Raw genomic sequence first — 26,995 nt, forward strand, 5'->3', positions numbered from 1 at the left:
CTTCTGTCAGAAAACACCAGAACAGTGGGAGCATCAAGCTCGACGTCGTCCAGTGCGCCGGGTTGTATTCAAGTCACTTAAGACTGTCAACACCCTTTTTTCAGTTTTCAGACCGGTTTGAATTGCTTCTTTCCGTTCCAAATTCTGGTCCTTTGAAATCGCTAATTGCTTAGGTTTTTCAGAGGCTTGCTTCGTTGCCCGCCGCCGTTTGGCGCCGCGCTCTTCAGCGATGGGCGGGTTATAGGGGGCACCCTTTTGCCTGTAAACCCCCCATGACGACAAAACCGTCATTTTCTGATTCAGCCCCCATGCCCCGGTGTGGAAAACTCTACTGAACCACGAGGGATTACGGCGCTTTCCGGCCGTTTGCGGAAAAATGCCGAGACATTTCATTTCCTTGCGGGATATTGCCTGGCGCTGTCCACCCCCGGGGACCGGAGCCAGGGATCACGGGCTCGTGGCCCCCGTTTTCCCAGTTCCGCCGCATTTTGCGCCGATATGGCGCCCATTCGGATGCGTTTGGCGCATCGGGGACCGCAAAGGGTTCGCTTTCGGTACGTGTTGGGTTAGGTTTCGCGCGCGTGGTTCTTTATTGGACCCATGCGCAGAGCCGGCCAGCAAGATCGGCGACCAAGGACAAGACTATGGCAGACCCAAGGATGGTGCATTGACCGCGGCGCAGAAGAGTCGCCATGCGGCCCTGCTCAAGGCGACCGGTTTCGAGGACGGTCCGGCGCTGACAGTACAATCCACCGATGGTGACATACCCCACGGGCGCGAGCTCAGCTTTACCTGGCTGACCGGCACCGTGATGACCGGCCTGACCAGCGTGCTGCTGATGGGCGCGGCGCTCTATGTCTCCTTCCAGGGACAGGACACCTTCTCGACCGCCTATGAGGCGCTGCAGCTGTCGCGCCCCAAGGCAGCCGAGGCCTTCCCCACCGATCTCTCCGCCAAGACCTCGCGCACCCGTCCCGTTGCCGCCACCCGCAGCGACCAGGAAGTCATCGAAGCCTCGATCCGCGAGACCGTCGACGGCCGCGACATGATCCGCAACCAGCCCTTCGTGCGCATCCGCGCCACCCTGGCCACGGCGGCGACCTCCCTGTCCGAGGGCATTCCCGAATATGATCCGGTAGCCATCCTGCAGGCCACCCAGCCCATGTCGGTGGCCAGCGACGCCATTGACATCAATACCGATGTCTATGGCGCCGAGGTCGAAGGCGAAGTGGCGGTCAAGCTCGCCGCCATCCCGCTGACCTTCGTGCCGCCCCGCGCCATATCGGACCAGTCCGCTGCCCAGTTCGTGCGTGGCGTCACCGAGTCGGACACCGCCATTGTCGGCGCCACCGCCCCGACCCTGGCCTATGCCGCCCTGGGGCCGGCCGTGCGCGACCTGGGCCTGTCCAACGACAGCAATCTGATCGGTGGCGTGGCCGAGAACGTGACGGTGCTGCCCAAGACCACCCAGGCCTCCGAAGCCGGGCTCGGGCGCTCGGAGCGCTTCCTCACGCTCAGGGACGATACCAACCTGCCCGAACTGCTGAGCAAGAACGGCTTCACCGCCAACCAGTCCAAGCTGGTGATGGACGCCCTGCGCAATGTGCTGCCAACCCAGGAACTGCCCGCGCGCACGCGCCTGCGCATACTCTATGGCCCGCTCACCCGCGAGGCGACGAGCCTGGTCCCCTATCGCATGAGCCTTTATGAGCCGCGCGCCGACGACAGCTATCAGCATGACGCCACCGTGGCGCTGACCGACACGGGCCAATATGTGCTCGGCATCGAGCCGGACTTCATCGAGTTTCCCGAAGAGGACACCGAAGAAATCAACGTGGCCAACCTGCCCACGGTCTATCGCTCGATCTGGGAGACCGGTCGCAAGCACGATCTGGACGACGCCACCATCGAGCGCATCATCGGCATGTTTGCCTATGACGTGGACATGAACAAGAAGATCGCCCCCGGCGATGGCATCGAGATCCTCGAGACTGCGCCGGACGCCGACAACCACAGCGAACTGCTCTATGTCGGGCTGACGCTGGGCGCGACCTCGCGCCAGTTCTACCGTTTCGGCACCGACGATGGCGTGGTCGATTTTTATGATGCGGACGGCGAAACCGGCAAACGCTTCCTCACCCGCCGGCCGCTCGAAGGCGGCGGCACGCTGCGCTCGCGCTTCGGCTACCGCATCCACCCCATCTTCCACACCCGCAAGCTGCACACCGGCATTGACCTGGCCGCCCGGTCGGGCACGCCGATCTATGCCGCCGGCGACGGCGTGATCAAATATTACAAGTGGCAGTCCGGCTACGGCAACAAGGTCGAGATCCAGCACGTCAATGGCTATGAGACCGCCTATGGCCACATGTCGCGCTATGTCGATGGCCTGAGCGTGGGCAGCCGCGTGCGCCAGGGCCAGATCATCGGCTATGTCGGCTCGACGGGCCAGTCCACCGGCCCGCACCTGCATTTCGAAATCCTGATCAACGGCAATCTGGTCGATCCGCTCAGCGTCAAGCTGCCCAAGGACAATGTGCTGGCTCAGCAGTACAAGGCGCGGTTCAACCAGACCATCGCCCAGATCAACGATCTGATGGCCCGCGATCCCGCGCCAGTCTCGGTCGCCCAGGCCAACTGACCGCGGGCGCTACTCGCGCGACGCCCACACCGCCATTTCAACCCCGCCCGGGGCACGGAAATGAAAGCGGCGTCCGCCGGGGAAATCGAACTGCGGCCGGGTGATCACCCCACCCGCCGCCAGCACGCGCCGCTCCGTGTCATCGAGATCGGTGCTGCGCACAATGGCCATGGTGGCGGCAACGCGCTCGGCGCTCTGGTCAATGCCACCCTCGATGCCGGCCCCCTCCACAGCATCATAGTCCGGTCCATAGCTGGTCTGGCCCCAGCCGAAGGCAGCCTGGAAGAAACCCATGGTCGCCGCCCGGTCGCTGGAGGGAAATTCGATATAGTCGATGATCTCGGCCATGCCTGGCTCCCCGAATCTTGTTCTTGTTATGTTCTAGTGCAGGCCAACCCACTTGGCAAGCAAAGGGGCCGGTCTTTCGACCGGCCCCTCACTGTCGCTATCGCCGCGATCAGGCCGCGGCGTCCATGGCCGTGGCCGGCTTGAGCACAATGCCCTCGTCATCGGCATCCACGGTCACCCGGCTGCCGTCGCGGACCGTGCCGCTGAGGATTTCCTCGGCCAGTTCGTCCTGCACGCTGCGCTGGATGACGCGCTTGAGCGGCCGTGCCCCATAGGCGGGGTCATAGCCCTCATTGGCCAGCCAGTCGCGCGCCTTGTCGGTGAGCTCGAGCCCGATATCGCGCTCCTTGAGCAGCTCCTTGAGCCGCCCGAACTGGATGTCGACAATGGCACCCATGTGTTCGCGACCCAGCCGATGGAACAGCAGGATCTCGTCGACACGGTTGAGGAACTCCGGCCGGAAGGCCGCCTTGACCATGTCGAGCACGCGGCCGCGCACCAGCTCCACCGATTCCCCGTCCTTGAGCTCGACCAGATATTCGGCGCCCAGGTTGGAGGTCAGGATGATCACCGTATTGCGGAAGTCCACCGTGCGGCCCTGCCCGTCGGTCAGCCGACCATCATCGAGCACCTGCAGCAGCACGTTGAACACGTCCGGATGCGCCTTCTCGATCTCGTCGAACAGCACCACCTGATAGGGGCGACGCCGCACGGCTTCGGTCAGCACGCCGCCTTCGTCATAGCCGACATAGCCCGGAGGGGCGCCGATCAGCCGGGCCACCGAGTGCTTCTCCATGAACTCGCTCATGTCGAGCCGCACCATGGCGGTCTCGTCATCGAACAGGAACTGGGCCAGGCTCTTGGTCAGCTCGGTCTTGCCCACGCCGGTTGGGCCCAGGAACATGAACGAGCCGATCGGCCGGTTCGGATCCTGCAGCCCCGCCCGCGAGCGCCGCACCGCACGTGCCACCGCGGCCACCGCTTCGGATTGGCCGATGACGCGGGCGCCGAGCGAAGCTTCCATATGCAGCAGCTTTTCGCGCTCGCCTTCGAGCATCCGGTCCACCGGAATGCCGGTCCAGCGGCTCACCACCTGGGCGATATCGCTGGGCGTCACCACTTCGGCGGCCATGCGCGCGTCGGGCGTGCCGTCGCCATCGGCATCCTCGGCGGCGGCAATGCGCTTTTCGAGGTCCGGAATGACGCCATAGGCCAGCTCGCCCGCCTTGGCCAGGTCACCCTGGCGCTGGGCAATCTCGAGCTGGCTGCGCGCGCTGTCGAGCTCTTCCTTGAGCTTCTGGCTGCCCTGGAGGCGCTCCTTTTCAGCCAGCCATTTGGCCGAGAGGCCCTGGGCCTGTTCTTCGAGCCCCGCCAGTTCGGATTCGAGCCGCTCGAGCCGGATGCGCGAACCCTCGTCTTCTTCCTTGCGCAGCGCCTCGCGCTCGATCTTGAGCTGCATGATGCGGCGATCAAGCTCGTCCAGCGCCTCGGGCTTGCTGTCCACGGCCATGCGCAGCCGCGCCGCCGCCTCGTCCATCAAATCGATGGCCTTGTCGGGCAGGAAGCGGTCGGCAATGTAGCGATTGCTCAAGGTCGCCGCACTCACCAGCGCCGAATCCGAGATGCGGATGCCGTGGTGCAGCTCATACTTCTCCTTGAGCCCGCGCAGGATCGAGATGGTGTCTTCCACCGTCGGCTCATCGACAAACACCGGCTGGAAGCGACGGGCCAAGGCCGGGTCCTTCTCCACATGCTTGCGATATTCGTCCAGCGTCGTGGCGCCCACGCAATGCAGCTCGCCGCGCGCCAAAGCGGGCTTGAGCAGGTTGGAGGCGTCCATCGCCCCGTCACTCTTGCCGGCGCCGACCAGCGTGTGCATCTCGTCGATGAACAGAATGATCTGCCCCTCGGCCGAGGTCACTTCGCTCAGCACCGACTTCAGGCGCTCCTCGAACTCGCCGCGATATTTCGCGCCGGCAATCAGCGCACCCATGTCGAGCGAGAGCAGGCTCTTGTTCTTGAGCGATTCGGGCACGTCGCCATTGACGATGCGGATGGCGAGGCCCTCGGCGATCGCGGTCTTGCCGACGCCGGGTTCGCCAATGAGCACCGGATTGTTCTTGGTGCGGCGGCTCAGGACTTGAATCGTGCGGCGGATTTCCTCGTCGCGACCGATCACCGGGTCGAGCTTGCCTTCGCGCACATCGGCGGTGAGGTCGCGCGCATATTTCTTGAGCGCATCATAGCTGTTCTCGGCCGAAGCCGAGTCCGCCGTGCGGCCCTTGCGGATCGCCTCGATGGCCGCGTTGAGCCCCTGCGGGGTCACGCCGGCCGATGCCAGGATCTTGCCGGCCTCGGTGTCCTTTTCCACCACCAGGGCGAGCAGCAGGCGCTCGACCGTGACAAAGCTGTCGCCGGCCTTCTGCGCGGCGCTTTCGGCCGTGTCAAAGACCCGCGCCAGTTCGCGGCTCAGATAAAGCTGGCTGCCATCGCCGGAGACGCTTGGGATGCGGGCCATTTCGGCTTCGACAGCGGCCCGGGCGCGCTTGGCGTCGCCACCGGCGCGTTCGATCAGCCCATTGGCCATGCCCTGGTCGTCATCCAGCAGCACCTTGAGCAGGTGGATGGGCGCGAACTGCTGGTGACCCTTGCCCAGCGCAATGGTCTGGGCGCTCTGAATGAACCCACGGGCCCGTTCGGTATATTTCTCGATGTTCATGCAACTCTCCTTGTCTCGCCCGTGCGCCGGCCCAAAAGGCACCGAAGTCACGTCGGAAGCGTCGTATGGCGGACCGCCTGGCAGGCAGCGCTGATCCGTCACTACAGGCTATATGGGAGCAGTTTTGCAAAGAAAAAGGCCGGACATCGCTGCCCGGCCATTTTTCAGTTTCGCTGGTTTTATTCGCCGGCTGTGGTGCTGCCGGCGGTCAGGAAGGCGGGCAATTCGCCCACGTCGGGCTGCTCGGCGCCGGCCAGATCGGCCCCGCCATCGCCACCGGCCGGACGCCGACGGCGCGGACGGCGTTCGCGCGGCTTGCGCACTTCGCCTTCGGCAGCGGCTTCAGCCGCAGGGGCCTCTTCGCTGGCCACAGCGGCGGCCACCGGCGCCACATTGCCATCGACCTCGCCACCCTCGACGCGAGCGGGACGCTCACGGTCAGGACGCTGGCGGTTGCGCTCATTGCGCGAAGGCCGTTCGCCATCGCCGCGATCCTGCCGCTGCTGGCGCTGTTCGCCCTGCTGACCGCCCTCGGGCTGCTCGTCGCCCTCCTGCTGCACATATTGCTGCTGCGGCTGGGGCTGCGGCGAGGAGAAGCGCGAGTTCATCTCGGGCATGTCGTCATCGTAATCGGCGTCGTCCTGGCCATCGGGCCGCTGGCCGTTCTGGGCCTGCTGGGCGCTGGAGACGATGCGGAAATAATGCTCGGCATGCTGCAGATAGTTCTCGGCCATCACCGAGTCGCCGCTGGACTGCGCGTCGCGGGCAAGCTGCAGATATTTCTCGGCGACATGGGCAGCGTTGCCGCGCACCTTGACGTCCGGACCGGTGCTCTCGAAATTCCGAGACAGCGGGTTCACGTGCTTGCGTCCGCCGTTGCGGCCACGCTGACGGTTCTTGTTATTCTGGTTATTGGGTCTCATCTGGTCGCTTTATCTAACTCTAGAAAAATAAGCGTCACACTGCTGGCGGACCGGCGTCATGCCTGGTCGGGCAGCTCCCCGCGAAGACCGAAGTCTTAGGCCGCAGGGCTCTATCATGGCTTCATGAAGACCGAAACCGTCTTACGGCGTCCGAACCGGTCCGCGTCATTCCAGCCTGGGCTGGAACCGCGCTGCAAACTGCAGCTTCCGGATGTGTCGGATGGCATGTCGCCGTGGCGCTCATGAAGCGCCGTTGACAGCCCGATCAGAATAGAGGGTTTGCGCCCGATTTGCCAGCACTAATTGTGGCGCCTGCAATAGCCCCCTCAGCTGCGGTCCAGCCCCCGGGCCCAGACCACGCGATCCTGCCCGCCAAGATCGCGATGCACTGCAACATCGGCAAAGCCGGCTTCCAGCAGCAGCGCCGAAACCGCCGCGCCCTGGTCATAGCCGATCTCGACCAGCACATGCCCATCGGGCCGGAGCCAGGCCGGTGCCTGCTTGGCAATGATGCGATAGGGCGCCAGCCCGTCGGGCCCGCCATCCAGCGCCAGCCGCGGATCGAAATCGCGCACCTCGGCCGCCAGCGTCTCGACAATGTCAGACGCGATATAGGGCGGGTTGGAGACGATGAGATCAAAGCTCTCGCCAGACTGCAGCGGTTCGAACCAGCTTCCGTGTTTCAGCGCAATGCGTTCGGTAACGCCATGGCGCGCGGCATTGGCACCGGCGGCCAGCAGCGCCTCGGCGCTGAGATCGACGGCCACGGCCGTCGCGTCGGGCTGGTTGGCGAGAATGGCGATGGGGATGCAGCCCGTGCCCGTGCCCAGATCGAGCAGGCGCCCACCCGAGGGCAGCGCGCCCAGTGCCAGCTCGACCAGCAGCTCGGTATCGGGCCTGGGCTCCAGCGTTGCGGCATTGAGCCCAAAGGCCAGGCCGTAGAACTCGCGTTCGCCGATGATCCGCGCCACCGATTCCCCGCTCATGCGCCGCTGCAGCAGTTCGGCCACGGCAATCGCCTGGGCTTCGCTCACCGGCTCATGCTCGCGCACAGCCAGCGCCACCGCGTCGAGCCCCAGGGCGTGTTGGGTCAGCAGCTTGGCGTCGAGCGCTGCCGTCTCGAATCCCAGCCGGGTCAGCACATCGCGCCAGCCGCGCCAGAGTTGCCCCAGGCTGGGCTGGCCAGTCAGTTCGATTGCTCCATCGCCGCCAGCTGCGCCGCCTGGCTTTCGGTGATCAGCGCCTCGATCAATTCGTCCAGCGCTTCGCCGGTGATCACCTTGTCGAGCTTATAGAGCGTCAAATTGATGCGATGGTCGGTGACCCGGCCCTGCGGGAAATTATAGGTGCGGATGCGCTCCGAACGATCGCCCGAGCCGACCTGGCCCTTGCGCTCGGCCGAGCGGGCGCTGTCGCGCTCCTCGCGCTGCATCTCATAGAGTCGCGAGCGCAGCACCAGCATGGCCTGCGCGCGGTTCTGGTGCTGCGACTTCATGGCCGAGGTCACCACCAGCCCGGTGGGTAGGTGGGTGATGCGCACCGCCGAGTCGGTGGTGTTGACGTGCTGGCCACCGGCGCCCGAGGCCCGCATGGTGTCGATGCGGATATCCTCGTTGCGGATTTCGATGTCGATGTCTTCCACTTCCGGTAGCACCGCGACGGTGGCGGCCGAGGTATGGATGCGGCCCGAGCCTTCGGTGGCCGGCACGCGCTGCACGCGATGGACGCCGCTCTCGAACTTCATGCGCGCATAAACGCCCTTGCCCGAGACATTGGCGATGATTTCCTTGTAGCCGCCCATTTCGCCGGGGCTTTCTTCCATCACCGTGACCTTCCAGCCATGGTTGGCGGCATAGCGCTCATACATGCGGAACAGGTCGCCGGCGAACAGCGCGGCCTCATCGCCCCCCGTGCCGCCGCGGATTTCGAGAATGATCGACTTCTCGTCCGCTTCGTCCTTGGGCAGCAGCAGCACGCGAACGGCCTGGAACAGCTCGGCGATGCGCTCGTCCAGCTCCTCGATCTCGGCCTGGGCCATCTCGGCCATTTCCTTGTCGCCGCTTTTCAGCAGCGCCTCGGCGTCCTCGCGGTCGCGCAGCGCCTTGGAATAGGCGCGGATCTGTTCGACGATCGGCGCCAGCTCGGCATGTTCCTTGCTGAACTTGACGAACTCGTCCGGCCCGGCCCCGCCTGACAGCGCCGCCTCGACATATTGGAAGCGCGTCTCGAGCGCGTCGAGCTTGTCCTGGGGAAGAGATGCCATGGCTGCAGTCTTTCAAGTCTTGAAGAGCCACGCTTTAGGGATATCGCAGCGCCGAGGCAAGGGTGCGCGGTGGCAAGCCTGACGCTGGATCGTTTCCCCCTTCAGTGGATTTACGGCTCCTTTGCCTCCCTCCCCCTTGAGGGGAGGGAATGAGGGAGGGGGTCCGTCAGTGGCCCACAGAACCACGTCAATTTGAACGTGAAGCGATCTCCACCGCGAAGATACCCCGGCAGGAAGCGCAGAACGGTGCCGTTCCCAGGCCGTCATGATTGCGAGATCGGGCGCGCTAGACCGGCAGGCCCTGCTTCTCGATCCACTCCTGCAGCAGCGCCCGCACCGAGACCCCGCTTGAGCCATCGCTGAGCGCGGCCGCCACCGACTGCTGGATCGGCTTGAGATCAAGATTGAGCACCAGCTCCTTGATCGGCCCGATCGAGGCCGGACCCATCGACAGCCGCGTCATGCCCACCGCCATCAGCGCCAGCGCCTCGAGCGGCTTGCCGGCCAGCTCGCCACACATGGTGATCGGCACGTCATAGCGCCGCGCCGTTTCGACAACCAGGCGAATGGCGCGCAGCCGCGGCATGCCGATAGGGTCATAATTCTTGGCGACGCGCGGATTGGCGCGGTCCGATGCAGTCAGGAACTGCACCAGATCGTTCGAACCGATGGAGACAAAGTCCGCCAGCGGCAGCAGCTGGTCGAGCTCGAACAGCAGCGATGGCACCTCCACCATCACGCCCAGCTCGAGCTTGCTCGGCAGCGGCTTGCCGGCGCGGCGCAGGCGCTCGACCTCCTTGTCGACCACCACGCGCGTCTGCACGAACTCGAACGTCTCGGTGACCATGGGCACCAGGATCTTGAGCGGACGCCCATTGGCCGCCAGCAGCAGCGCGCGGATCTGCGTGCGCAGCAGGCCCGGCCGCTCCAGCCCCAGCCGGATCGAGCGGAAGCCCATGGCCGGATTTTCCTCGGCCATCGAGCGCTGATAGGGCAGCACCTTGTCGCCGCCGATATCGAGCAGGCGGAACACCACCGGCCGGTCCCCGGCAATGGCCATGGCCTCGGCATAAAGTTCGGCCTGTTCGCTGAGCCTTGGCAGCTTGCTGGCGATCATGAACTGCAACTCGGTGCGGAACAGCCCGACCCCGGCCGCCCCGGTATCGTCCAGCATGGGCAGATCCGCCACCAGCCCCGAATTGTGCAGCAGCGTGATGGCCACGCCATCCTTGGTCACGCTCGGCTTGTCCTTGAGCGCGGCATAATGGGCGCGGCGCTTGGCCGTGACCTTGACCTTGTCGATATAGGTCTGCTCGATGTCCGGCGTCGGCCGCAGATGAGCCACGCCCGCCGTGCCATCCAGAATGATGTCGTCGCCGCTTTCGCACATCGAGACGATCGAATGCGCCTGGCCCACGGCCACCAGCCCCAGCGAGCGCGCGACAATGGCAACATGGGCCGTCGTGCCGCCCTCTTCGAGCACCACGCCGCGCAGCTTGGTGCGGTCGTATTCCAAGAGTTCCGCCGGCCCCATGTTGCGGGCCACCAGAATGGCATTGTCGGGCAGCGCCTTGCGCGCCAGCGCCTGGCTGTCGCCGGTCAGCATGCGCAGCAGGCGATTGGCCAGGTCATCGAGATCATGCAGCCGGTCGCGGATATAGGGGTCGGTCTGGCGCATCATGCGCGCCCGCGTGTCGTTCTGCACCCGCTCGACCGCCGCCTCGGCGCTGAGGCCATTGTCGATGGCCTCGGTCAGCCGATGCACCCAGCCGCGATCATTGGCGAACATGCGGTAGGTTTCGAGGATTTCGCGGTGATCGGTGGCGCCGGCCATGTCGCCATGGTCGAGCATGGCGTCGATCGAGACGCGCATCTTTTCCAGCGCCGTCTCCAGCCGCAGCTTTTCGGCATCCGTGTCGTCGGCGATGAAATTGGTCACCACCACGCGCGGATCGTGCAGCACCACGGTGCCCAGCGCGATGCCATCGGTGAAACTGACGCCAGTGAACATGCGCGGCCGCCTGAGATCGATATCGGACCCCGGCTTGATCAGATTGTCGAAGTCGGAGGTGGCGATCATCTCGGCCAGGATTGTGGCCGTCGTGAGCATGGCTTCGGTTTCATCCTCGCCATAGCGGCGGCGCTCGACATTCTGCACCACCAGCACGCCCAGCGTCTGGCCCGCGCGCAACACCGGCACGCCGAGGAAGGAATTATAGCGCTCTTCGCCCGTTTCCGGACGATAGGCAAAGCTGGGATGGCTGGGCGCGTCGTCCAGGCTCAGCGGCTCGGCCTCGGCCGCAATCAGCCCGACCAGGCCCTCGCCCAGCCGCAGCGTCGTCATATGCACCGACTCAGCCGCCAGGCCCTTGGTGGCAAACAGCTCCAGCGCGCCATCGTCGCGCAGCACATAGAACGAGCAGACATCGGCCCGCATATTGTCGGCGATCAGGCCCACGATCTTGTCGAGCCGCGCCTGCGAAGCCAGCGGCTCCGCCATTGTCTCGCGCAACTGCCGCAGCAGCACGCGTGGGCCGCCTATCGTCGTGACCATCTCGCCTTCAGACGGCCCTGCAAAGCCGCCCCCCTTGATCGGACGCGGCTCATCCCCTCGACGGAGCCTTATGCGTCCTTCTTGTCCAAACCGTAATAAGTATGCAGGGCGCGAACCGCAAGCTCAGCATACTGCTCATCGATCAACACCGAGGTCTTGATTTCCGAGGTGGTGATCAGCTGGATGTTGATGCCCTTGTCGGCCAGCGCCTTGAACATGGACGACGCCACGCCCGCATGGCTGCGCATGCCCACGCCCACGACCGACACCTTGGCGCCGCCCTTGGAGCCCGAGATACGGGCATATTCGATGCGGTCGCCGGCATCCTTGAGCGTCTTGATGGCCTTGTCATATTCGCTGTCGGGGACAGTGAAGGTGATGTCGGTGGTCGCGCCATCATCGGCGATGTTCTGCACGATCATGTCCACGATAATGCCCTGGTCGGCCAGCGTGCCGAAAATGGCCGCGGCCACGCCCGGATTGTCCTTGACGTCGCGCAGGGTGATCTTGGCCTCGGCCTTGGCGAGCGTCACGCCCGAAACGATCTGCTTTTCCATGATCTCTTCCTCATCGCAAACCAGCGTGCCGGGCACGCCCGGCGTCCCGTCGGGCGCCAGTTGCGGCGCATCGGGATCATCAAATGTCGAGCGGACCAACAGGCGCACCTTGTGCGCCATGGCCATTTCCACCGAACGGATCATCAGCACCTTGGCGCCGAGCGAAGCCATCTCCAGCATTTCCTCAAAGGAAATCTTGGTCAGCCGCTGCGCCTTGGGCACGATGCGCGGGTCGGTGGTGTAGACGCCGTCGACATCCGTATAGATATCGCAGCGATCCGCCTGGATCGCCGCCGCCACCGCCACGGCAGACGTGTCCGAGCCGCCCCGGCCCAGCGTCGTGATCCGGCCATGCGGCGACACGCCCTGGAAGCCGGTGATCACAGGCACCCAGCCATCATCGAGCCGCTTGTTGAGTTCGGTCGGGTCAATGCCGGTGATGCGCGCCGCGCCGTGCGCGTCGTCGGTCTCGATCGGCACCTGCCAGCCGGCAAAAGACCGCGACTGGATACCCATTTCACTGAGCACAATGGCCATCAGCCCGGCGGTCACTTGCTCGCCCGAGGCGACCACCGCGTCATATTCGCGGGCGTCATGCAGCGGGCTGGCTTCATTGACCCAGCCGACCAGCTCATTGGTTTTGCCGCTCATGGCCGAAACCACGACGACGACCTGGTTGCCGGCCTCGACTTCGCGCTTCACATGCCGCGCAGCCTGGCGGATGCGCTCGACCGTGGCCACTGACGTGCCACCGAACTTGACGACTATGCGGGCCAAGACCCCTACCCCGTTCCTCCGGCAGAACCCGCCGGTACGCTGTTGCTGGCGCGGACATGCCACAAAGGCGCGGCGGGATCAACGGGAATGGTGGAAAGGCGGGGCGGATGCGAAGGGAGGGGGCGGACTGGCGGCTTGGGCGAGCGATCGCAGGATAGCAGGCACTGAGGTGACGTGGAGGTGTTTGACAGGCACCGAAGTACCTGCGAGCCTCGGGCCGAGGCCAAGGTGACGATGTTTGAGCTATTTGAACAATGAGCAATCCGCCGCTAGCGACTTGTATCGCCTGTGGCAAGCGCTACAGAGCCTTGGTGCAGTTAAAAGCCGGGATTGCAAGCTACAGGTGCGCTTCATGTGACCACGTCACCTGGGAGGAGATGCCGGCGCTCGACAAAAAGATCCTCTATCTTGATCAGTTGGCCATTAGCCAAATTTTCAAAATCCGAACGGGCACCTACCCGCCAGATGCCCCTCACCATGCCTTTTGGGAGGAAGTAGCGGAACTTCTGGAGCAATGTGTTTTGCTACAGCAACTATTATGCCCGTCCTCCGACATCCATCGAGACGAGTCGATGGTATTTGCCAGGGGTGATGACTTGTCTCTCGCCCACGAGATGCTCGGTGGTGACACGAGCTTTCATGCCTCATCAGAGATAGAGGGAGACCAAGTCTGGACCTATCTGCGGGCGTTTGCGTCCGACACCGCGCCGGTCCTAGATCTCTCCGTGGACAAGATCCTCCATGGGCATCGAAACGAGTGGCTTTCTCGACTCCACATAACTGCTGCGATGGACTGGACCAGCTTTGCCAAGGGTGTGCGTGACCAGCGAGAGGTGTCCGCAGACCAAATGGCGCCCCTCTACGAACACTGGCGCTCTGATGCCAAGACGTCATTCAAGAGCGTTCTGGAGACCGAACTCGACTTCGGGAGCTCAAGAATTAGCGCCTACTCGCATTTCGTGGAGCTGGCCAGACAGGGCTTGGAGGGCGGCAATACTAACGCATTCGTGAATGCGGCGCTATCGGGACCGGTTCTGGAGTTTCGTGAGCTCCGCGAATACTTCACGAGAACAGGTCTCGGGATTGATGATGCCGAACGCCAAGTTGTGAATTTTTGGCAGTGGCCAGGCAATAGAACCATCCCGCACCACAGAATTCAAGCTTACCTATTCGCCGCAATGGCCCGCAAAATTAAGGCCGGCCAAAGAAAGAGCCCAAATCGTGGCGCCACTAACGATGTTCGAGCGATAGCGACTTATGCCCCTTATGTAGACGCCATGTTTGTGGATAGCGAGTTCGCGACGTTCCTACAGGAGGCCCCGCTCAAAGACGAACTCACCTACCGGGCGAGGATATTCTCAATCCGTTCCCGAGATGCGTTTTTGGACTACCTGCGCGGAGTGGTCAGGAGTGCGACTATAGAAACTGAAATGATTGCGGTGGCCCTCTACGGAGATGGCGCCCGACGAGCACAAGAATGACACCGGTCGGTGGTTAGTACTTTCTTGTCCAGAAGACCCCTCCCAGATGGATGGCTGCTTCCCAGATTAAGCGCTCGGAGAACGTTCGTCCGCAACGGGGTCGGGTCCGGCGAATGCTTCGGAAGAAGTCGACCGCCGCCGTGAGACCACAACATAGCCAAAAATTACCCGCTACCCCGACTTAAAGCGCCCATTCCCCGTTAGTAGACGAATAGAGAACAAAATACCTTCAAAGCCGTGAGGCGGTCCTACATGAGCAGGACATAGTTGGTGGTCGCTTCAATGGCGGCCTCGAGGCTTAGTTTCTCCTGGAACGCCAGTTGAAAACCAAATACGACGGCCTGCCCGCGCTCTTCGGGCGTACCGTGGTGGTTGGGATGGTCGATCATGTTGTCACCCCCCAGAAACTTTGTCCTCGCAAAAACCGCAGCAGGAAAGCTTGGCCTTTCAAGTTTTCTTAGACCTGCGAAGTAGCCAGCAAATGCGTCAGCCTGGAGTTCAGTGCGCTTAACAGTAGGCTGTCCCTGGTTAAGTGCTTGCAGCCCCAACTTGTACTGCAAAATATGGCCATACTCATGGGCACAAACGGCAGCCACAGCCGCATCTGGCGCCTCAGGCATTTGCAGCAGCTCTCGCAGAAAATTTAGCCCAAACAGAACCGACCCATCAGGTTTTCCAAGGCGCGGAGCTGTGGTGGCGTATGCGTTCTTTGAGCCTCCATCATCATAGTAGGCGAAGCCAGGGTCAATTTTGAACGCGCTCGCCAACATCGCCTGGGTCCGACCAAAGGCAATGTCCAGATTTGCATTCCCGGAACTGGAAATTACCGGCTCATTGCCGGTGGCCGCCGATATCGTAGGGCCTAGAACGTTGTCAAACAGGCTGGCTTCGAGGGATGGACTGGGTGCACAACCAGCATATTCCGAGCCCTGTGCATGTGCTGCACCACACGAACAAGCAACGCCTCCAAAAATCAACGTAAGTGAACCACCAAGCAGGACTTCTCGGCGTGTGAGCATCTCCGCCTCAACACATATTTGGGAATTGTTGGCATGCTTCAGGGGTATCCCCGCCGTTTGGGGTAGGGACGGGGTCAGGAACCGGATCTGGTAGAGGAGGAAGGCGCTGACCACCGACACGGAAATTGGCGTACTCAATTCTCTGGGTGAAGAGGTTGATCCCTAAATTCCAAGTAGATGTCCCATTCTGATGGTTGGCGGTCATTTCATAGACAGGTCCCGCAGGTAAAGAAATCTGTCCACTAACAGTTACGGACGAAACGGGCCCCAATTGCTGCAATGGAGGGTACACACCACTATTCCCGGTCTGCTGAGCTATAGTCCACCAAAGCTCTTGCCCATAGTACATCGGGTTCGGCGTACCAGTTTGAAGCTGCTGTATCACCGACTTGAGGATGGGCACCGGATCCAGGTTTTGGGCATTTGCCACTGAGGATACCAATAGGGAGATTGCCCCAAAAGCTACTGTTAGTATTCGCCTCATCTTCCGCCCCGAATACGATTGCGGAACCAATTAGCTCACAATATTAAGCATTTCTCAATGCCTTTATCCAAAAGTCCGCAAACTTGTTAATTTTCAACATTTGCCAGATACGCCCTCCTTCGTAGGCCATTTCTCCGTTCGTGGATTCGCGAGCCTCGCTCCACCTTATCCCCGCCCCCCAAAAATCCGTGCCACACGCGCCACATCCCCCCACTCAAGCGGTGCCGACGAAGCATCGGGCGGGGAGGCTGGCTGCATGGGGTCGCCCAGGCCGATGCATGGATGCTGACCGCTCAGCCACTACCCTGCAGTCACTTTGATCCGCGTTCACTGTGCTTGAAAACGTCCTTCGCACAGTCGATGAAGGCCCGAAGCTTGGGCTGCGACTGGCTCTTGGTCGGGAAGTAGAGAAAATAGCCGCTATCCGATGGCAGCTGGCCTTCGAAGTAACTCTTGAGCGCGCCGCTGCGAACATGCTGCTCCACGGTTGCAACAGGCAGGAAAGCGAGGCCGTGACCGTCTATGGCAAGGCTCGTTATGGCCCTGAGATCGTCCACGATGATGTGCTGGCGAGGCTGGATGGACACTGCCTGGCCATCGCGCAGGAAGCTCCAGCGATGAACGCTGTTGGCGCTCCGAAACCGGTAGAGAATGGCATCGTGGTCGAGCAGGTCCTCCAGATGCTGGGGCTCCCCGCGCTGTGCGATATAGTCGGGGCTGCCCACGATCGCCCATTTGACTGGCGGCGATATTCTGACGGCCACCATGTCCTTGGCGACAGACTCTCCAAGTCGAATGCCCGCGTCAAACCCTGACTGTATGAGGTCGACCAGGGCGTCGTTGACGGAGATCTCCAGGGCTACAGCGGGATATTGAGCACTGTAGTGTTTGATCACAGGCCGAAGCAGCGGCTCAATTGCCAGTGTCGGCACAGTCAGTCGCAGTGTCCCGGTCGGCGTTTCCCCCAGGGCCGCGGCGGATTGGAAGCCTTCTCTTGCCTGTGCAGCTGCAGACAGCAGGTGGTCGGCAAGCACCCGTCCAGCGTCCGTCAAAGCAACCCGCCGCGTCGTGCGCTGAAGCAGGGCCGTGCCAGCTCTAGCTTCCAAGGCCCGGACGGCTTTGCTTACGGCTGTGGTGGTAACGCCCAGGGCCTTGGCGGCCTTGGTGAAACTGCCGTTCTCGGCAACGGCAAGAAACGGCGACACATGGTCAAAAAGGCTCTTGTCAGACGTCAATTGTGCACCCCTGGTTCACACTTCATGGCGCTTTCGGCATCTTTTGGCAATGGTAGCCACGAGCTACGTCATTGGTCTCAGCAAGGAGAACACTATGACGACGCAAACGTGGTTCATTACAGGCACCTCTTCTGGCCTCGGCCTGATCCTGACCGAAAAGCTGCTGCGGCGCGGCGATCGCGTTTTCGCCACCGTCCGGCGCGCAGGCCCTCTTGATTCATTGCAGGAGGAATTTGGCGAACAGCTGATTGTCGATCACCTCGACGTCTCCAAGGAAGGCGCCGCGCGCCTGTCCGTGAACCGGGCTTTTGATCGGTTCGGACAGATTGACGTCGTCGTCAGCAATGCAGGATACGGGCTGTATGGTGCTGCCGAAGAGGTGACGGGCGCCCAAATCCGCCATCAGATCGATACCAACCTCATTGGTTCAATCGACGTTATCCGGGCCGCACTGCCGCATCTGCGAGAGCAGGGCGGTGGCCGCATTGTGCAAATTTCCTCCGGAGGCGGTCAGGTCACTTTGCCCAACTACAGCGTCTATCATGCCACCAAGTGGGGCATCGAAGGGTTCGTGGAAGCTGTGGCCCAGGAAGTCGCAACTTTCGGCATTCAGTGCACCATAGTCGAGCCGGGCGCCGCCGCGACCAATTTCCTGAAAAGCCTGGACTCCACGCCGGCAATGGACGTCTACAAGGACACGCCATCGGGAAAATGGCGCGAGCTGATCGCAAGCGGCGCGTTCGACGACTTCGGCAATCCGGAGAAGATGTGTTCCACGATCATCGACTTCATAGATAGCGGCAACCCCGCCTTGCGCTTGCCACTCGGCGGTCAGACCGCCGACTTCATAGAACAGACCCTGCAGAAGCGCTTGGAGGACATGCGCGCCGTAAGGGACTACTCCGTGGCGGCAGATTGATCTGATCCGGGCCCCAGAATGTCTGGTGCGGCGGCCGAAGCACAAGTCTGCCGAAAAAGCATGGACAGCCGATATTCGGTCCTCGGAAGTTGCCGGTGACGAACCAATACAACGTCGGCTGGGGCACACGTTTCGTTCCTCGATTCGCGAACCCCGCTCCACCTTATCCCCGCCCCCAGAAATCCGTGCCACACTGGCCCCGTCCCCGCCGTTCACGCGGTGCCGACGAAGCATCGGGCGGGGAGGCTGGCTGCATGGGGTCGCCCAGGCCGATGCGTGTATGCTGACCACCGGCCGGACACTGGTCTTGGGGAGAGAGGGGCTGGAGCCCCGCCCCATGCCGGCATGTCCAACCCGAAAGGGCGGCCGCTCGATGCGTGCGCAGGAATACCAGTGCGTGTGAAGCGGCTTTCGCCTCTTCAAAAAACGCAAACAGGCGGCGCAAGCCGTCGGGGCGAAAGCCGCTTCATGCCGTGTCACCGCCGCGACGCACAGCGTCGCCGGCGCTATGGGCGCTACCGCCTGCGACGCCGCTGCGCTTGCCTCCATCCCACCTGCGGGCTCATATGGCGCAACACTGGAGCCTGCCCATGACCGACACCACCATCAATGACGCCGAGGTCGCCAAGTTCACCGCCATGGCCGAGCAATGGTGGGACCCCAAGGGCAAGTTCAAGCCGCTGCACAAGTTCAATCCCGTGCGCCTGAGCTATATCCGCGAGAGCCTGCTCAGCCATTTCGGCCGCGACGGCAGCGCCATGCGGCCCTTCGAGGGCCTCAGCATTCTCGATGTCGGCTGCGGCGGGGGCCTCCTCTGCGAGCCGCTGACCCGGCTGGGCGCCACTGTCACCGGCATTGATGCGGCCGAGCGCAATATCGCCATCGCCCGCGTCCATGCCCAGCAGTCGGGCCTCGCCATCGATTACCAGGCCACCACCAGCGAGGCGCTGGCCGCCGCCGGGCGCCGCTTTGACGTGGTGCTCAACATGGAAGTGGTGGAACACGTCGACAATGTCCCGCTCTATATGAAGAGCTGTGCCGTTCTGGTCGCCCCCGGCGGGCTGATGCTGACGGCCACCATCAACCGCACGCTGCGCGCCCGGGCCCTGGCCGTCTTTGCCGCCGAGCGCGTGCTGCGCTGGCTGCCGGTGGGTACCCATGACTGGAACAAGTTTTTGACCCCCGAGGAGATCAAGGCGCTGGTCACCCGCAACGGGCTCACCGTCACCGCCGAGAGCGGCGTGGTCTTCCACCCCCTGGCCGATGAATGGCGCCTCTCGCCCGATATGGGCATCAACTACATGGTGCTGGCGGCCCGCCCGGCGGCGTGATGGCGGGGGGCCTTGCGCCCCCCTTCTCGGCGGTTCGGGGCTCGGCTATAAACGGGTATTCCCCCCCGGAGTTCCCCCATGCGCCGCCTGCTTGCCGCCCTTGTCGCTGTGGCCTTCGCCACGCTCGCCATCCCCGCCTTCGCCCAGACCGACGCCGACGTGCTCGACCAGATCGAGACGCTGCATGGCGATTCCGAGGGCTTTGTCGCCGCCTTCGAGCTCTTGCGCGAATCCTTCGTCTCGGGCGACGCCAGCACCTTGGCCGACATGGCCGTCTACCCCCTCACCGTCGAGGCCAATGGCGAGACCTATGATGTGCTCAGCGGCCAGGACCTGGTGGACAACGCCATGACCCTGGTCACCCCCGAAACGGTCGAGGCCATGGGCAACCAGTCCCTGGCCGATCTCATCGTCACCAGCGACGGCGTGGGCCTGGCCAATGGGGCCATGTGGATGGCCCTGGTGTGCAGTGATGACAGCTGCAGCGACAGCTATTGGGGCGTCATCCGCATCAACAACTAAGTATTGGCGTAAAAAGAAAATACCGCGGTGAGCGGTATTTTCTGTAATTTTACCAGACCCGATAGGACTAGCTTAAGAGCCCTTGGCCACACTGCCGGCAAAGGACGTGATTCCACGCATGCTTGGGCTTGATCGCAATCTGGATGTGCTGGACGACCTCGCGGCGGCGAGCGAGGCGGCGCGCCTGCGCGGCGACTATGCCGAAGGCGCCGCCATTGCCCGCCGCGCTGCCGACCACGCCCGGCGCGAGGGCAACCTGCCCGTGCTGGGCGCCATGCTGCGCCTGCTGGCCGAGCAATTGCTGCGCACCGGCGACAATGAAGAGGCCGTCACCGCTGCCGTCGAGGCCGCCGATATCGAATCCGGGCTCGACAACCAGACAGCCCGCGCCCGCAGCTGCACCATCCAGGCCATGGGCTATCTCGAGCTGGGCCTGGCCGAAGAGGCGCTGCAGGCCCTCTCGACCAGCCTGGAAATCGCGCAGCGGCTGCGCGATCCGGACCTGTTGTTCTGGAGCTACAACCGCATCGGCAACGCCAAGTCCCACATGGGCAAATATGCCGAGGCGCGCGATTTCCTGCGCCGCGCCCTGCCCCTTTCGGCCGGCCTGGGCAGCGAAGCCAAGTTCTGCATCCTCAACAACCTGGCCGACAATGCCGCCAACCTGGCCAATGCCGCCCATCTCGAAGGCGACAGCGTCGTCGTCGCGGATGCAGTGGAATTCGGCCTGCTCTATGCGCTGGACGCCATCGAGCTGGCGCGGGCCGCCGCCCATCCGTTTCGCGAGGCGATCAGCCTGGGCAATTATGCCATGCTGCTCGCCCATGCCGGCGACACCGAAGGCGCCATCCGCGCCAACACCCGCGCCCACGCCATCGCCGCCCGCAAGGGCTATCATGCGCTCGAACTCGAGACAGGCTTCAACCTGGCGCGCTTCGCCATGCTGGCCGACGATCTGGAGACCGCTGCGACCCGGCTTGAAAGCCTGATTCCCGAACTGGCCCAGCACAATGAGGCGCGCCTGCTGCTGCTGAGCCACCAGATGCTGTCCGACATCTACCAGCGTCTTGGCCGCGCCGATGCCGCGCTGACCCATTTCAAGGCCTTCCACCGGCTGGAAAGCACCACCCGCAGCACCATTGCCGAGACGCGCAGCCGGCTGGTCACCACCATGACCGAGCTGGGCGCCGCGCTGATCGAGGCCGAACGCGCCAACCTCGAGATTCGCCTGCACCAGATGCAACTGGCCGAGCTGGAGACCGAGCGGCAGGAACTGCTGCTGCGCACCACCGACCTCGACCGCAAGGCGCATGAGGACGATCTGACCGGGCTCAAGAACCGCCGCTTTGCCCTGGGCGCTTTGGCCGAACGCATTGCCACCTGCCCACCCGGCCAGTCGGTCTTTGTCGCCATCGCCGACGCCGACCATTTCAAGGCCATCAACGACCGCCTGGGCCACACGGCCGGCGACCAGGTGTTGCAGGCCCTGGCTCATCTGCTGGAGTCCCGGATGGGCCCCGGCGACCTGGTGGCCCGTCTGGGCGGCGAGGAGTTCTTGATTGCCATGACCGGCACGGCCGAGACGGCCCGCGCCACCTGCCAGGGTCTGGTCGACACCGTGGCGCAGGCAGTCTGGCCCAATGGTCTTCATGTCACCATCAGCGTGGGCCTGGCCAGGGCCGCCCCCCATGAAGACGTCAACGCCGTGATCGGTCACGCCGATGGCGCGCTCCATCGCTCCAAGAGCGGCGGCCGCAACCGCTTGACCCTCGACATCTAGCCAGGTCCTCAGGCGTCGCGCTGCTCCTCCACGGCCCGCGCCAGATCTTCGGTCTCGTCGCGGCTGAGATCCTTGACCCGGCCGAAGGGCTCGCACTGGCCCGGTGTCTTGCCCTTGTCACCGGTGTCGGGGGCGGGCTTGATCGGTGTGTCATCCTTGGGCGTCTTGGTCACTACAGGCTCCTTATCCACTCTCTTGCTGCCCAGTGCGGCCCCATTTCCCCGCCAAGTCAACACACGTTGCCGGCCGACGAGTGTACCGTACGGTACGGTACGGTTTTTGATTGATCCTGGTTTCGAATGGGTCTAAAAAGGGGAACGTCACCGCATCGCTCGGCACTGACTTCGAAGGATTTCTCCATGCCCGCCTATCGTTCCCGCACCACCACCCATGGCCGCAACATGGCCGGCGCCCGCGGGCTCTGGCGCGCCACCGGCATGAAGGATGGCGATTTCGGCAAGCCCATCATTGCCGTGGTCAATTCCTTCACCCAGTTCGTGCCCGGCCACGTGCACCTCAAGGATCTCGGCCAATTGGTGGCCCGCGAGATCGAGATCGCCGGCGGCGTCGCCAAGGAGTTCAATACCATCGCCGTGGACGATGGCATCGCCATGGGCCATGACGGCATGCTCTATTCCCTGCCCAGCCGCGACATCATCGCGGACTCCGTGGAATACATGGTCAACGCCCATTGCGCCGACGCCATGGTCTGCATTTCCAATTGCGACAAGATCACGCCCGGCATGCTCAATGCGGCAATGCGTCTGAACATTCCGGTGGTCTTTGTGTCCGGCGGACCGATGGAAGCCGGCAAGGCCATGCTCAAGGGCAAGCTGCAGGCGCTCGACCTTGTCGATGCCATGGTGATGGCTGCCGACGACAATTACACCGATGCCGAAGTGCAGGCTGTTGAAGAGGCTGCCTGCCCAACCTGCGGCTCCTGCTCGGGCATGTTCACCGCCAATTCCATGAACTGCCTGACCGAGGCGCTCGGCCTCAGCCTGCCGGGCAATGGCTCGACCCTGGCTACCCATTCCGATCGCAAGCGCCTGTTCCAGGAAGCCGGTCACCTGATCGTCGATCTCGCCCGCCGTTGGTATGAGCAGGATGACGCCTCCGTGCTGCCGCGCACCATTGCCAGCAAGGCAGCCTTCGAGAATGCCATGAGCCTGGATATCGCCATGGGCGGCTCGACCAATACCGTGCTGCATATCTTGGCGGCCGCCCATGAGGGTGGCGTCGACTTCACCATGGACGATATCGATCGCCTGAGCCGCAAAGTGCCCGTGCTGTCCAAGGTCGCGCCGGCCAAGGCGGATGTGCACATGGAGGACGTTCACCGCGCTGGCGGCATCATGTCCATCCTGGGCCAGCTCGACCGGGCAGGCCTGATCAACCGCAGCGAGCCCACCATCCATGCCGCGACCATGGGCGATGCACTGGACAAGTGGGACATCTCGCGCACCAATTCGGAGAGCGTGCGCCAGTTCTACATGGCGGCCCCCGGTGGCGTGCGCACGACCCAGGCCTTCAGCCAGTCCAACCGCTGGGCCGAGCTCGATCTCGACCGCCAGAATGGCGTGATCCGTTCAGCAGACAATGCCTTCTCCAAGGATGGCGGCCTGGCCGTGCTCAAGGGCAATATCGCCATCGACGGTTGCATCGTCAAAACCGCGGGCGTGGATGATTCCATCCTCAAGTTCACCGGCCCGGCCCGCGTCTTCGAAAGCCAGGACGATACCGTCAAGGCCATCCTGAGCAACCAGATCAAGGCCGGCGATGTGCTGGTGATCCGCTACGAAGGCCCACGCGGTGGCCCCGGCATGCAGGAAATGCTCTATCCCACGAGCTATCTGAAATCGAAGGGCCTGGGCAAAGCCTGCGCCCTGTTGACCGACGGCCGCTTCTCGGGCGGCACCTCGGGCCTGTCCATCGGCCACGTCTCGCCCGAGGCTGCCGAAGGCGGCACCATTGGCCTGGTGCGCGAAGGCGACATGATCGAGATCGACATCCCCAACCGCAGCATCACCCTGCTGGTCACGGATGACGAGCTGGTGCAGCGTCGTCACGATCAGGACCAGCTGGGCTGGAAGCCGGCCCATCCGCGCAAGCGCAACGTGACCACCGCCCTCAAGGCCTATGCCGCCTTCGCGACCTCCGCCGCCCGCGGCGCGGTGCGCGACACCCAGGCGATCGACAAGCTCTGGAACTAGGCGCCCGCAATCTGGACGCATGAGACAGCCCCTCCCCGCAATGGGGAGGGATTGCCGGCCGGGTGAAGGCCCGTCGCCGAGCGCGGAAAACAATCACGACAAACGCGTGACAAGCCGATCCGGCAATGCTAAACGGCCCGCAGCCACCTGACGGTCTGCCAAGACTGTCTTCTGGTCAGGTTCGATAGCGGGGATTCCACCCTCCCTATCGAACCGACCCTAGTCCCCCAAGACATCAGTCCGAGACGGTCTTTCCGTCCACCACCTTGATCTGCCGACGGCAGGCAGCGGCGATCTTTTCGTCATGGGTGGAGATCAGGAAGGTCGTCTGCTCCTGCTGATTGATCTCGGCGATCAGCGCCATGACCTGGCTGGCCGATTCCCGATCAAGATTGCCGGTGGGCTCATCGGCCAGCACCAGTTCGGGCTGGTTCATCAGCGCCCGCGCAATCGCGACACGCTGTTTCTGCCCACCCGAGAGTTGGGTAGCGCGGAAATCCATGCGGTCGGCCAGCCCCACGCGTTCCAGCAAGTCCTCCCCGCGCGCGCGGGCGCCGGCAGTCTCGCGTCCCTGGGCAATGGCAGTGGGGAAAATGACATTCTCCAGTGCGGTGAAGTCTGGCAGCAGATGGTGGAACTGAAAGACAAAGCCGATGTGGCGGTTGCGGAACTCGGTGAGCGCTGCATCACCTGCCCGCGTCAGATCCTCGCCGAGCATGCTGTGCCGGCCGCTTGTGGGCTGCATCAGCGTCCCCAGGATGGTGAGCAACGTGCTCTTGCCCGATCCCGAAGGCCCCAATAGCGCCGCCAGGTCCCCTTCCTCAAGCACCAGGTCGAGCCCCTTGAGCACACGCGTCTCGGCATCACCCGATCCATAGGTCTTGACCAGATCGCCAACCTCGACCAGCACGCTCATTGGCCGATCACCGACACCGGGTCGACCCGCGCTGCCGCGCGGGCCGGCAGGATGGAGGCCAGAATGGCCCCGATAGTGGTCAGCGCAATGGCCAGCCCATAGGCCCCCTGGCGCACATCAATGGGCAAGCTGCCCGAAGTGATGTTCTCCGGCAATGGAAAGGGCGACAGCGCCAGATAGCCCAGCCCGGCGCCCAGGAGCCCACCCAGCAGGCCGATAAGCGTGCCCTGCAGCACAAAGACGGCCACCACAAAGCCACGCGGTGCGCCAAAGGCCCGCATGATGCCGATCTCGGGCCGACGCCGATAGGTGGACAGCAGCAGCGCACTGGCAACGCCGATCACAATGGTCACCAGGGCAAAGCCCTTGATGAGATTGCCGGAGTTGGCCTGCGCCCGCAGCCCGCTGAGCAATTGCGCATTGCCCTGCGTCCAGGGCGTGGCCTTGAGCCCTGTCTCGGCCGCCAACCGGACTGCAAATTCATCGGCCTGATTGAGATCGTCCAGCTTGATCTCCACGCGGCTCAGCCCCTGCGGCAACGCGAACAGCGTACGTGCCGTGGCAGTGCTGACAAACGCTGCGCGCGCATCGAGCGCTTCGACGCCGACCTTGAAAATGCCGGCAATCACCAGCGATCGCTCGACATTGCGGTCCGATTGCAGACGGATCACCTGGCCAACGCCAATGCCCAGGTCTTCGGCCAGCGACTTGCCCACCAGCACCGCATTATTGGTGAGCACCGTATCGCCGGCGATCAGCCGGCTCTGAAGATCGGCAATGGCGGAGACCTTGTCGGGCTCGACACCTGTCACCGACACTGGCGCCCGCGACTGGCCGCGGATGACAAAGCCATTGCCCACGATCTGCGGCGAAACCGCCTTGACCCCCGCCATGGCGGAAATGGCCGGCAGGAAGGCTTCGGCACTGCGAAGGGTATCGCGCTGACCTCTGGCCTTCTGCTGCACCAGCTGCGCCTCGACACCCTCGGGCAACAAGAGCCCCGCGTCGCGGCTGGGCGCTTCAAGGGTGACATGGGAAATGTCGCCCACTGTCTGCTGCACCAGATAGACCGCCAAGCCGCCGATCAGCGCGCTCATGAAAATAAAGACAAAGACGCCCGTGGCGACCCCGGCGACCAACAGGCCCGTTTGCGCCTTGCTGGCGGTAAGATAGCGCCAGGCGATCTTGATGGCATAGAGCATGGCTAGCCCGCCGTGACCATGTCGCCCGCCTTGACCGTCGCAGGGGCCAGGATCACCACATCACCCGGCACAAGCCCGCTGGTGACGATGACGCGGTCGGCGGGCCAATCGTCAAACGTGATTTCGCGCAGGCGCGCGACGCCGTCGGCGATCACCATGACATGGCTTTGGGTTCCCTCGGTCACAATGGCGGCTCGGGGGATCGACAGCGCTTCAGGCACCTCTTCGACGATGACATTGGCATTGACCGTGAGCCCCACGGGCAGTGAAACGGCATCGTCGAAGCTGATTTTGATGGCGCGTCCGCCGGTAGCGGCATCAACGGTCGGGGCGGCGAAGACCACGGTGCCATGCTGGGCGACCGTGGCGCCCACAGGCTTGAGCAGCGCCTTGAGGCCCTTGGAGACGCGCGAGGAATAGAGTTCGTCCACGTCGGTTTCGACCACCAGATCGCCTGTGTCGGCGATGGTGAAGAGCTGGGTCTGCGGATCGACCAATTGGCCCTGATCCACGCCACGCGACAGCACCACCCCGGCAATGGGGGCAGTGATGACATATTGCTCGCGCTGCTTTTCCACCTGTTCCAGCGCGGCCTGCAAGCGCGCTGTCTCGTTGATGGCGCCAGCCAGTGCCAGCTCGGCGTCCTCAAGGCTTGAGCGGGTGGCATTGTCGCCCAGCGCCCGCGCACGATCCGCGGCAGCCGCCGCCTGGCTCTGGCGCACCTGCTGGGAGTCGAGTGCAGCCCGCGCCTGCTGCAGCTGCGATTGCACCAGGCTATCGTCGAGCCGCACCAGCACCTGCCCGGCGGCAACCTCGTCGCCCTCGCCGGCCAGAACCGCCACTGCCTGGGCAGATACCGCCGCCCGCACCGTCACCGACGTGCGCGCTGCAATCCGCCCGTTGACGGCCAGCACCTGCGACACCGGGCCGACGGAGAGCATCTCGCTGGCGACGACTTTGGGCCGCGCCTGCCAGGGCTTTTCAAGCAACGCATAGGTGCCCCCTGCTCCCAGCGCGAGCAGCAGGACAATCAGCCAGAACCAGCGCCGCTTGCGGCGCCGGATCACCGGACGGGAGGGTTTGTCGGAGCCGACCACAGCACTTCAGCCTT

20 protein-coding genes are annotated in these 26,995 nt (G+C 63.5%); 7 read left to right on the forward strand and 13 right to left on the reverse strand.

The genetic code is table 11. The features are described from left to right. Positions 1 to 667: 667 nt before the first annotated feature. The gene (locus K1177_RS12780; RefSeq protein ID WP_224703757.1) at positions 668 to 2,641 is read left to right on the forward strand and encodes a M23 family metallopeptidase; all 1,974 of its coding nucleotides are present in this window, start codon (positions 668 to 670) and stop codon (positions 2,639 to 2,641) included. A gap of 9 nt (positions 2,642 to 2,650) precedes the next feature. Here K1177_RS12780 and K1177_RS12785 read toward each other — a convergent pair whose 3' ends face one another. The 7 genes from K1177_RS12785 to K1177_RS12815 all read right to left on the reverse strand — a co-directional run bounded on the left by K1177_RS12785 (position 2,651) and on the right by K1177_RS12815 (position 12,782). Further along, positions 2,651 to 2,989, reverse strand: coding sequence for a VOC family protein (locus tag K1177_RS12785; protein ID WP_224703758.1), 339 nt, complete (start codon positions 2,987 to 2,989; stop codon positions 2,651 to 2,653). Between the two features lie 109 nt (positions 2,990 to 3,098). Continuing rightward, entirely contained in the window at positions 3,099 to 5,708 is a 2,610-nt protein-coding gene (gene clpB, locus K1177_RS12790) for an ATP-dependent chaperone ClpB (RefSeq protein ID WP_224703759.1), read from the reverse strand. Between the two features lie 179 nt (positions 5,709 to 5,887). Further along, positions 5,888 to 6,631: a DUF4167 domain-containing protein gene (locus K1177_RS12795; protein WP_224703760.1), complete on the reverse strand. Its 744-nt coding sequence runs from the start codon at positions 6,629 to 6,631 to the stop codon at positions 5,888 to 5,890. A 326-nt stretch (positions 6,632 to 6,957) separates the two neighbouring features. Next, positions 6,958 to 7,884, reverse strand: coding sequence for a peptide chain release factor N(5)-glutamine methyltransferase (gene prmC / locus K1177_RS12800; RefSeq protein ID WP_318153306.1), 927 nt, complete (start codon positions 7,882 to 7,884; stop codon positions 6,958 to 6,960). Continuing rightward, positions 7,818 to 8,894, reverse strand: coding sequence for a peptide chain release factor 1 (gene prfA / locus K1177_RS12805; protein WP_224703761.1), 1,077 nt, complete (start codon positions 8,892 to 8,894; stop codon positions 7,818 to 7,820). Before prfA ends, prmC begins: the two co-directional genes overlap by 67 nt. A gap of 286 nt (positions 8,895 to 9,180) precedes the next feature. Next, positions 9,181 to 11,448, reverse strand: coding sequence for a phosphoenolpyruvate--protein phosphotransferase (ptsP, locus tag K1177_RS12810; RefSeq protein ID WP_224703762.1), 2,268 nt, complete (start codon positions 11,446 to 11,448; stop codon positions 9,181 to 9,183). A 68-nt stretch (positions 11,449 to 11,516) separates the two neighbouring features. Continuing rightward, positions 11,517 to 12,782 (reverse strand): aspartate kinase, encoded by a 1,266-nt coding sequence (locus K1177_RS12815; protein WP_224703763.1) that lies wholly within the window; start codon positions 12,780 to 12,782, stop codon positions 11,517 to 11,519. A gap of 254 nt (positions 12,783 to 13,036) precedes the next feature. On the opposite strand from K1177_RS12815, the gene K1177_RS12820 reads away from it, so the two are divergent. Continuing rightward, positions 13,037 to 14,263 (forward strand): hypothetical protein, encoded by a 1,227-nt coding sequence (locus K1177_RS12820; protein WP_224703764.1) that lies wholly within the window; start codon positions 13,037 to 13,039, stop codon positions 14,261 to 14,263. Between the two features lie 248 nt (positions 14,264 to 14,511). Here the strand turns inward: K1177_RS12820 and K1177_RS12825 are convergent, their stop codons facing one another. Both K1177_RS12825 and K1177_RS12830 read right to left on the reverse strand, forming a co-directional pair. After that, entirely contained in the window at positions 14,512 to 15,282 is a 771-nt protein-coding gene (locus K1177_RS12825) for a neutral zinc metallopeptidase (RefSeq protein ID WP_224703765.1), read from the reverse strand. Positions 15,283 to 16,077: 795 nt separating this feature from the next. After that, complete coding sequence (locus K1177_RS12830; RefSeq protein ID WP_224703766.1) at positions 16,078 to 17,001, reverse strand: LysR family transcriptional regulator; 924 nt, start codon at positions 16,999 to 17,001, stop codon at positions 16,078 to 16,080. A 94-nt stretch (positions 17,002 to 17,095) separates the two neighbouring features. On the opposite strand from K1177_RS12830, the gene K1177_RS12835 reads away from it, so the two are divergent. The 4 genes from K1177_RS12835 (at position 17,096) to K1177_RS12850 (ending at position 21,553) form a co-directional block, all read left to right on the forward strand. Continuing rightward, on the forward strand, positions 17,096 to 17,920 hold the full coding sequence (locus tag K1177_RS12835; protein ID WP_224703767.1) for an SDR family oxidoreductase: 825 nt from the start codon (positions 17,096 to 17,098) through the stop codon (positions 17,918 to 17,920). 590 nt (positions 17,921 to 18,510) lie between these two features. After that, positions 18,511 to 19,251, forward strand: coding sequence for a bifunctional 2-polyprenyl-6-hydroxyphenol methylase/3-demethylubiquinol 3-O-methyltransferase UbiG (ubiG, locus tag K1177_RS12840; protein WP_224703768.1), 741 nt, complete (start codon positions 18,511 to 18,513; stop codon positions 19,249 to 19,251). Between the two features lie 78 nt (positions 19,252 to 19,329). Continuing rightward, entirely contained in the window at positions 19,330 to 19,773 is a 444-nt protein-coding gene (locus K1177_RS12845) for a hypothetical protein (RefSeq protein ID WP_224703769.1), read from the forward strand. 118 nt (positions 19,774 to 19,891) lie between these two features. After that, a complete protein-coding gene (locus K1177_RS12850; RefSeq protein WP_224703770.1) occupies positions 19,892 to 21,553 on the forward strand; it encodes a tetratricopeptide repeat-containing diguanylate cyclase in 1,662 nt (553 codons plus the stop codon). A gap of 8 nt (positions 21,554 to 21,561) precedes the next feature. Here K1177_RS12850 and K1177_RS12855 read toward each other — a convergent pair whose 3' ends face one another. Continuing rightward, positions 21,562 to 21,726: a hypothetical protein gene (locus K1177_RS12855; RefSeq protein WP_224703771.1), complete on the reverse strand. Its 165-nt coding sequence runs from the start codon at positions 21,724 to 21,726 to the stop codon at positions 21,562 to 21,564. Positions 21,727 to 21,912: 186 nt separating this feature from the next. Between K1177_RS12855 and ilvD the strand changes: the two genes are divergently transcribed. Next, positions 21,913 to 23,766: a dihydroxy-acid dehydratase gene (gene ilvD, locus K1177_RS12860; protein WP_224703772.1), complete on the forward strand. Its 1,854-nt coding sequence runs from the start codon at positions 21,913 to 21,915 to the stop codon at positions 23,764 to 23,766. A 235-nt stretch (positions 23,767 to 24,001) separates the two neighbouring features. Here the strand turns inward: ilvD and K1177_RS12865 are convergent, their stop codons facing one another. The 3 genes from K1177_RS12865 to K1177_RS12875 are packed head-to-tail and all read right to left on the reverse strand — an operon-like array spanning position 24,002 to position 26,981. Next, positions 24,002 to 24,682, reverse strand: a complete 681-nt coding sequence (locus K1177_RS12865) for an ABC transporter ATP-binding protein (RefSeq protein WP_224703773.1) — start codon at positions 24,680 to 24,682, stop codon at positions 24,002 to 24,004. After that, entirely contained in the window at positions 24,679 to 25,884 is a 1,206-nt protein-coding gene (locus tag K1177_RS12870) for an ABC transporter permease (protein WP_224703774.1), read from the reverse strand. The genes K1177_RS12865 and K1177_RS12870 overlap by 4 nt, the downstream gene beginning before the upstream one ends. 2 nt (positions 25,885 to 25,886) lie before the next feature. Then, the gene (locus tag K1177_RS12875; RefSeq protein ID WP_224703775.1) at positions 25,887 to 26,981 is read right to left on the reverse strand and encodes an efflux RND transporter periplasmic adaptor subunit; all 1,095 of its coding nucleotides are present in this window, start codon (positions 26,979 to 26,981) and stop codon (positions 25,887 to 25,889) included. Positions 26,982 to 26,995: the final 14 nt, after the last annotated feature.

The sequence above is a fragment of the Devosia aquimaris genome (assembly GCF_020169335.1).
GTDB lineage: Bacteria > Pseudomonadota > Alphaproteobacteria > Rhizobiales > Devosiaceae > Devosia > Devosia aquimaris.

Coding starts and splice junctions, on each gene's coding strand:
- K1177_RS12785 (WP_224703758.1), bottom strand. CDS start 2,989: ATGGCCGAGATCATCGACTATATCGAATTTCCCTCCAGCGACCGGGCG.
- K1177_RS12870 (WP_224703774.1), bottom strand. CDS start 25,884: ATGCTCTATGCCATCAAGATCGCCTGGCGCTATCTTACCGCCAGCAAG.
- K1177_RS12820 (WP_224703764.1), top strand. CDS start 13,037: ATGAGCAATCCGCCGCTAGCGACTTGTATCGCCTGTGGCAAGCGCTAC.
- K1177_RS12865 (WP_224703773.1), bottom strand. CDS start 24,682: ATGAGCGTGCTGGTCGAGGTTGGCGATCTGGTCAAGACCTATGGATCG.
- ubiG (WP_224703768.1), top strand. CDS start 18,511: ATGACCGACACCACCATCAATGACGCCGAGGTCGCCAAGTTCACCGCC.
- clpB (WP_224703759.1), bottom strand. CDS start 5,708: ATGAACATCGAGAAATATACCGAACGGGCCCGTGGGTTCATTCAGAGC.
- K1177_RS12825 (WP_224703765.1), bottom strand. CDS start 15,282: ATGCTCACACGCCGAGAAGTCCTGCTTGGTGGTTCACTTACGTTGATT.
- K1177_RS12850 (WP_224703770.1), top strand. CDS start 19,892: ATGCTTGGGCTTGATCGCAATCTGGATGTGCTGGACGACCTCGCGGCG.
- ptsP (WP_224703762.1), bottom strand. CDS start 11,448: ATGGTCACGACGATAGGCGGCCCACGCGTGCTGCTGCGGCAGTTGCGC.
- K1177_RS12845 (WP_224703769.1), top strand. CDS start 19,330: ATGCGCCGCCTGCTTGCCGCCCTTGTCGCTGTGGCCTTCGCCACGCTC.
- K1177_RS12835 (WP_224703767.1), top strand. CDS start 17,096: ATGACGACGCAAACGTGGTTCATTACAGGCACCTCTTCTGGCCTCGGC.
- prfA (WP_224703761.1), bottom strand. CDS start 8,894: ATGGCATCTCTTCCCCAGGACAAGCTCGACGCGCTCGAGACGCGCTTC.
- K1177_RS12795 (WP_224703760.1), bottom strand. CDS start 6,631: ATGAGACCCAATAACCAGAATAACAAGAACCGTCAGCGTGGCCGCAAC.
- ilvD (WP_224703772.1), top strand. CDS start 21,913: ATGCCCGCCTATCGTTCCCGCACCACCACCCATGGCCGCAACATGGCC.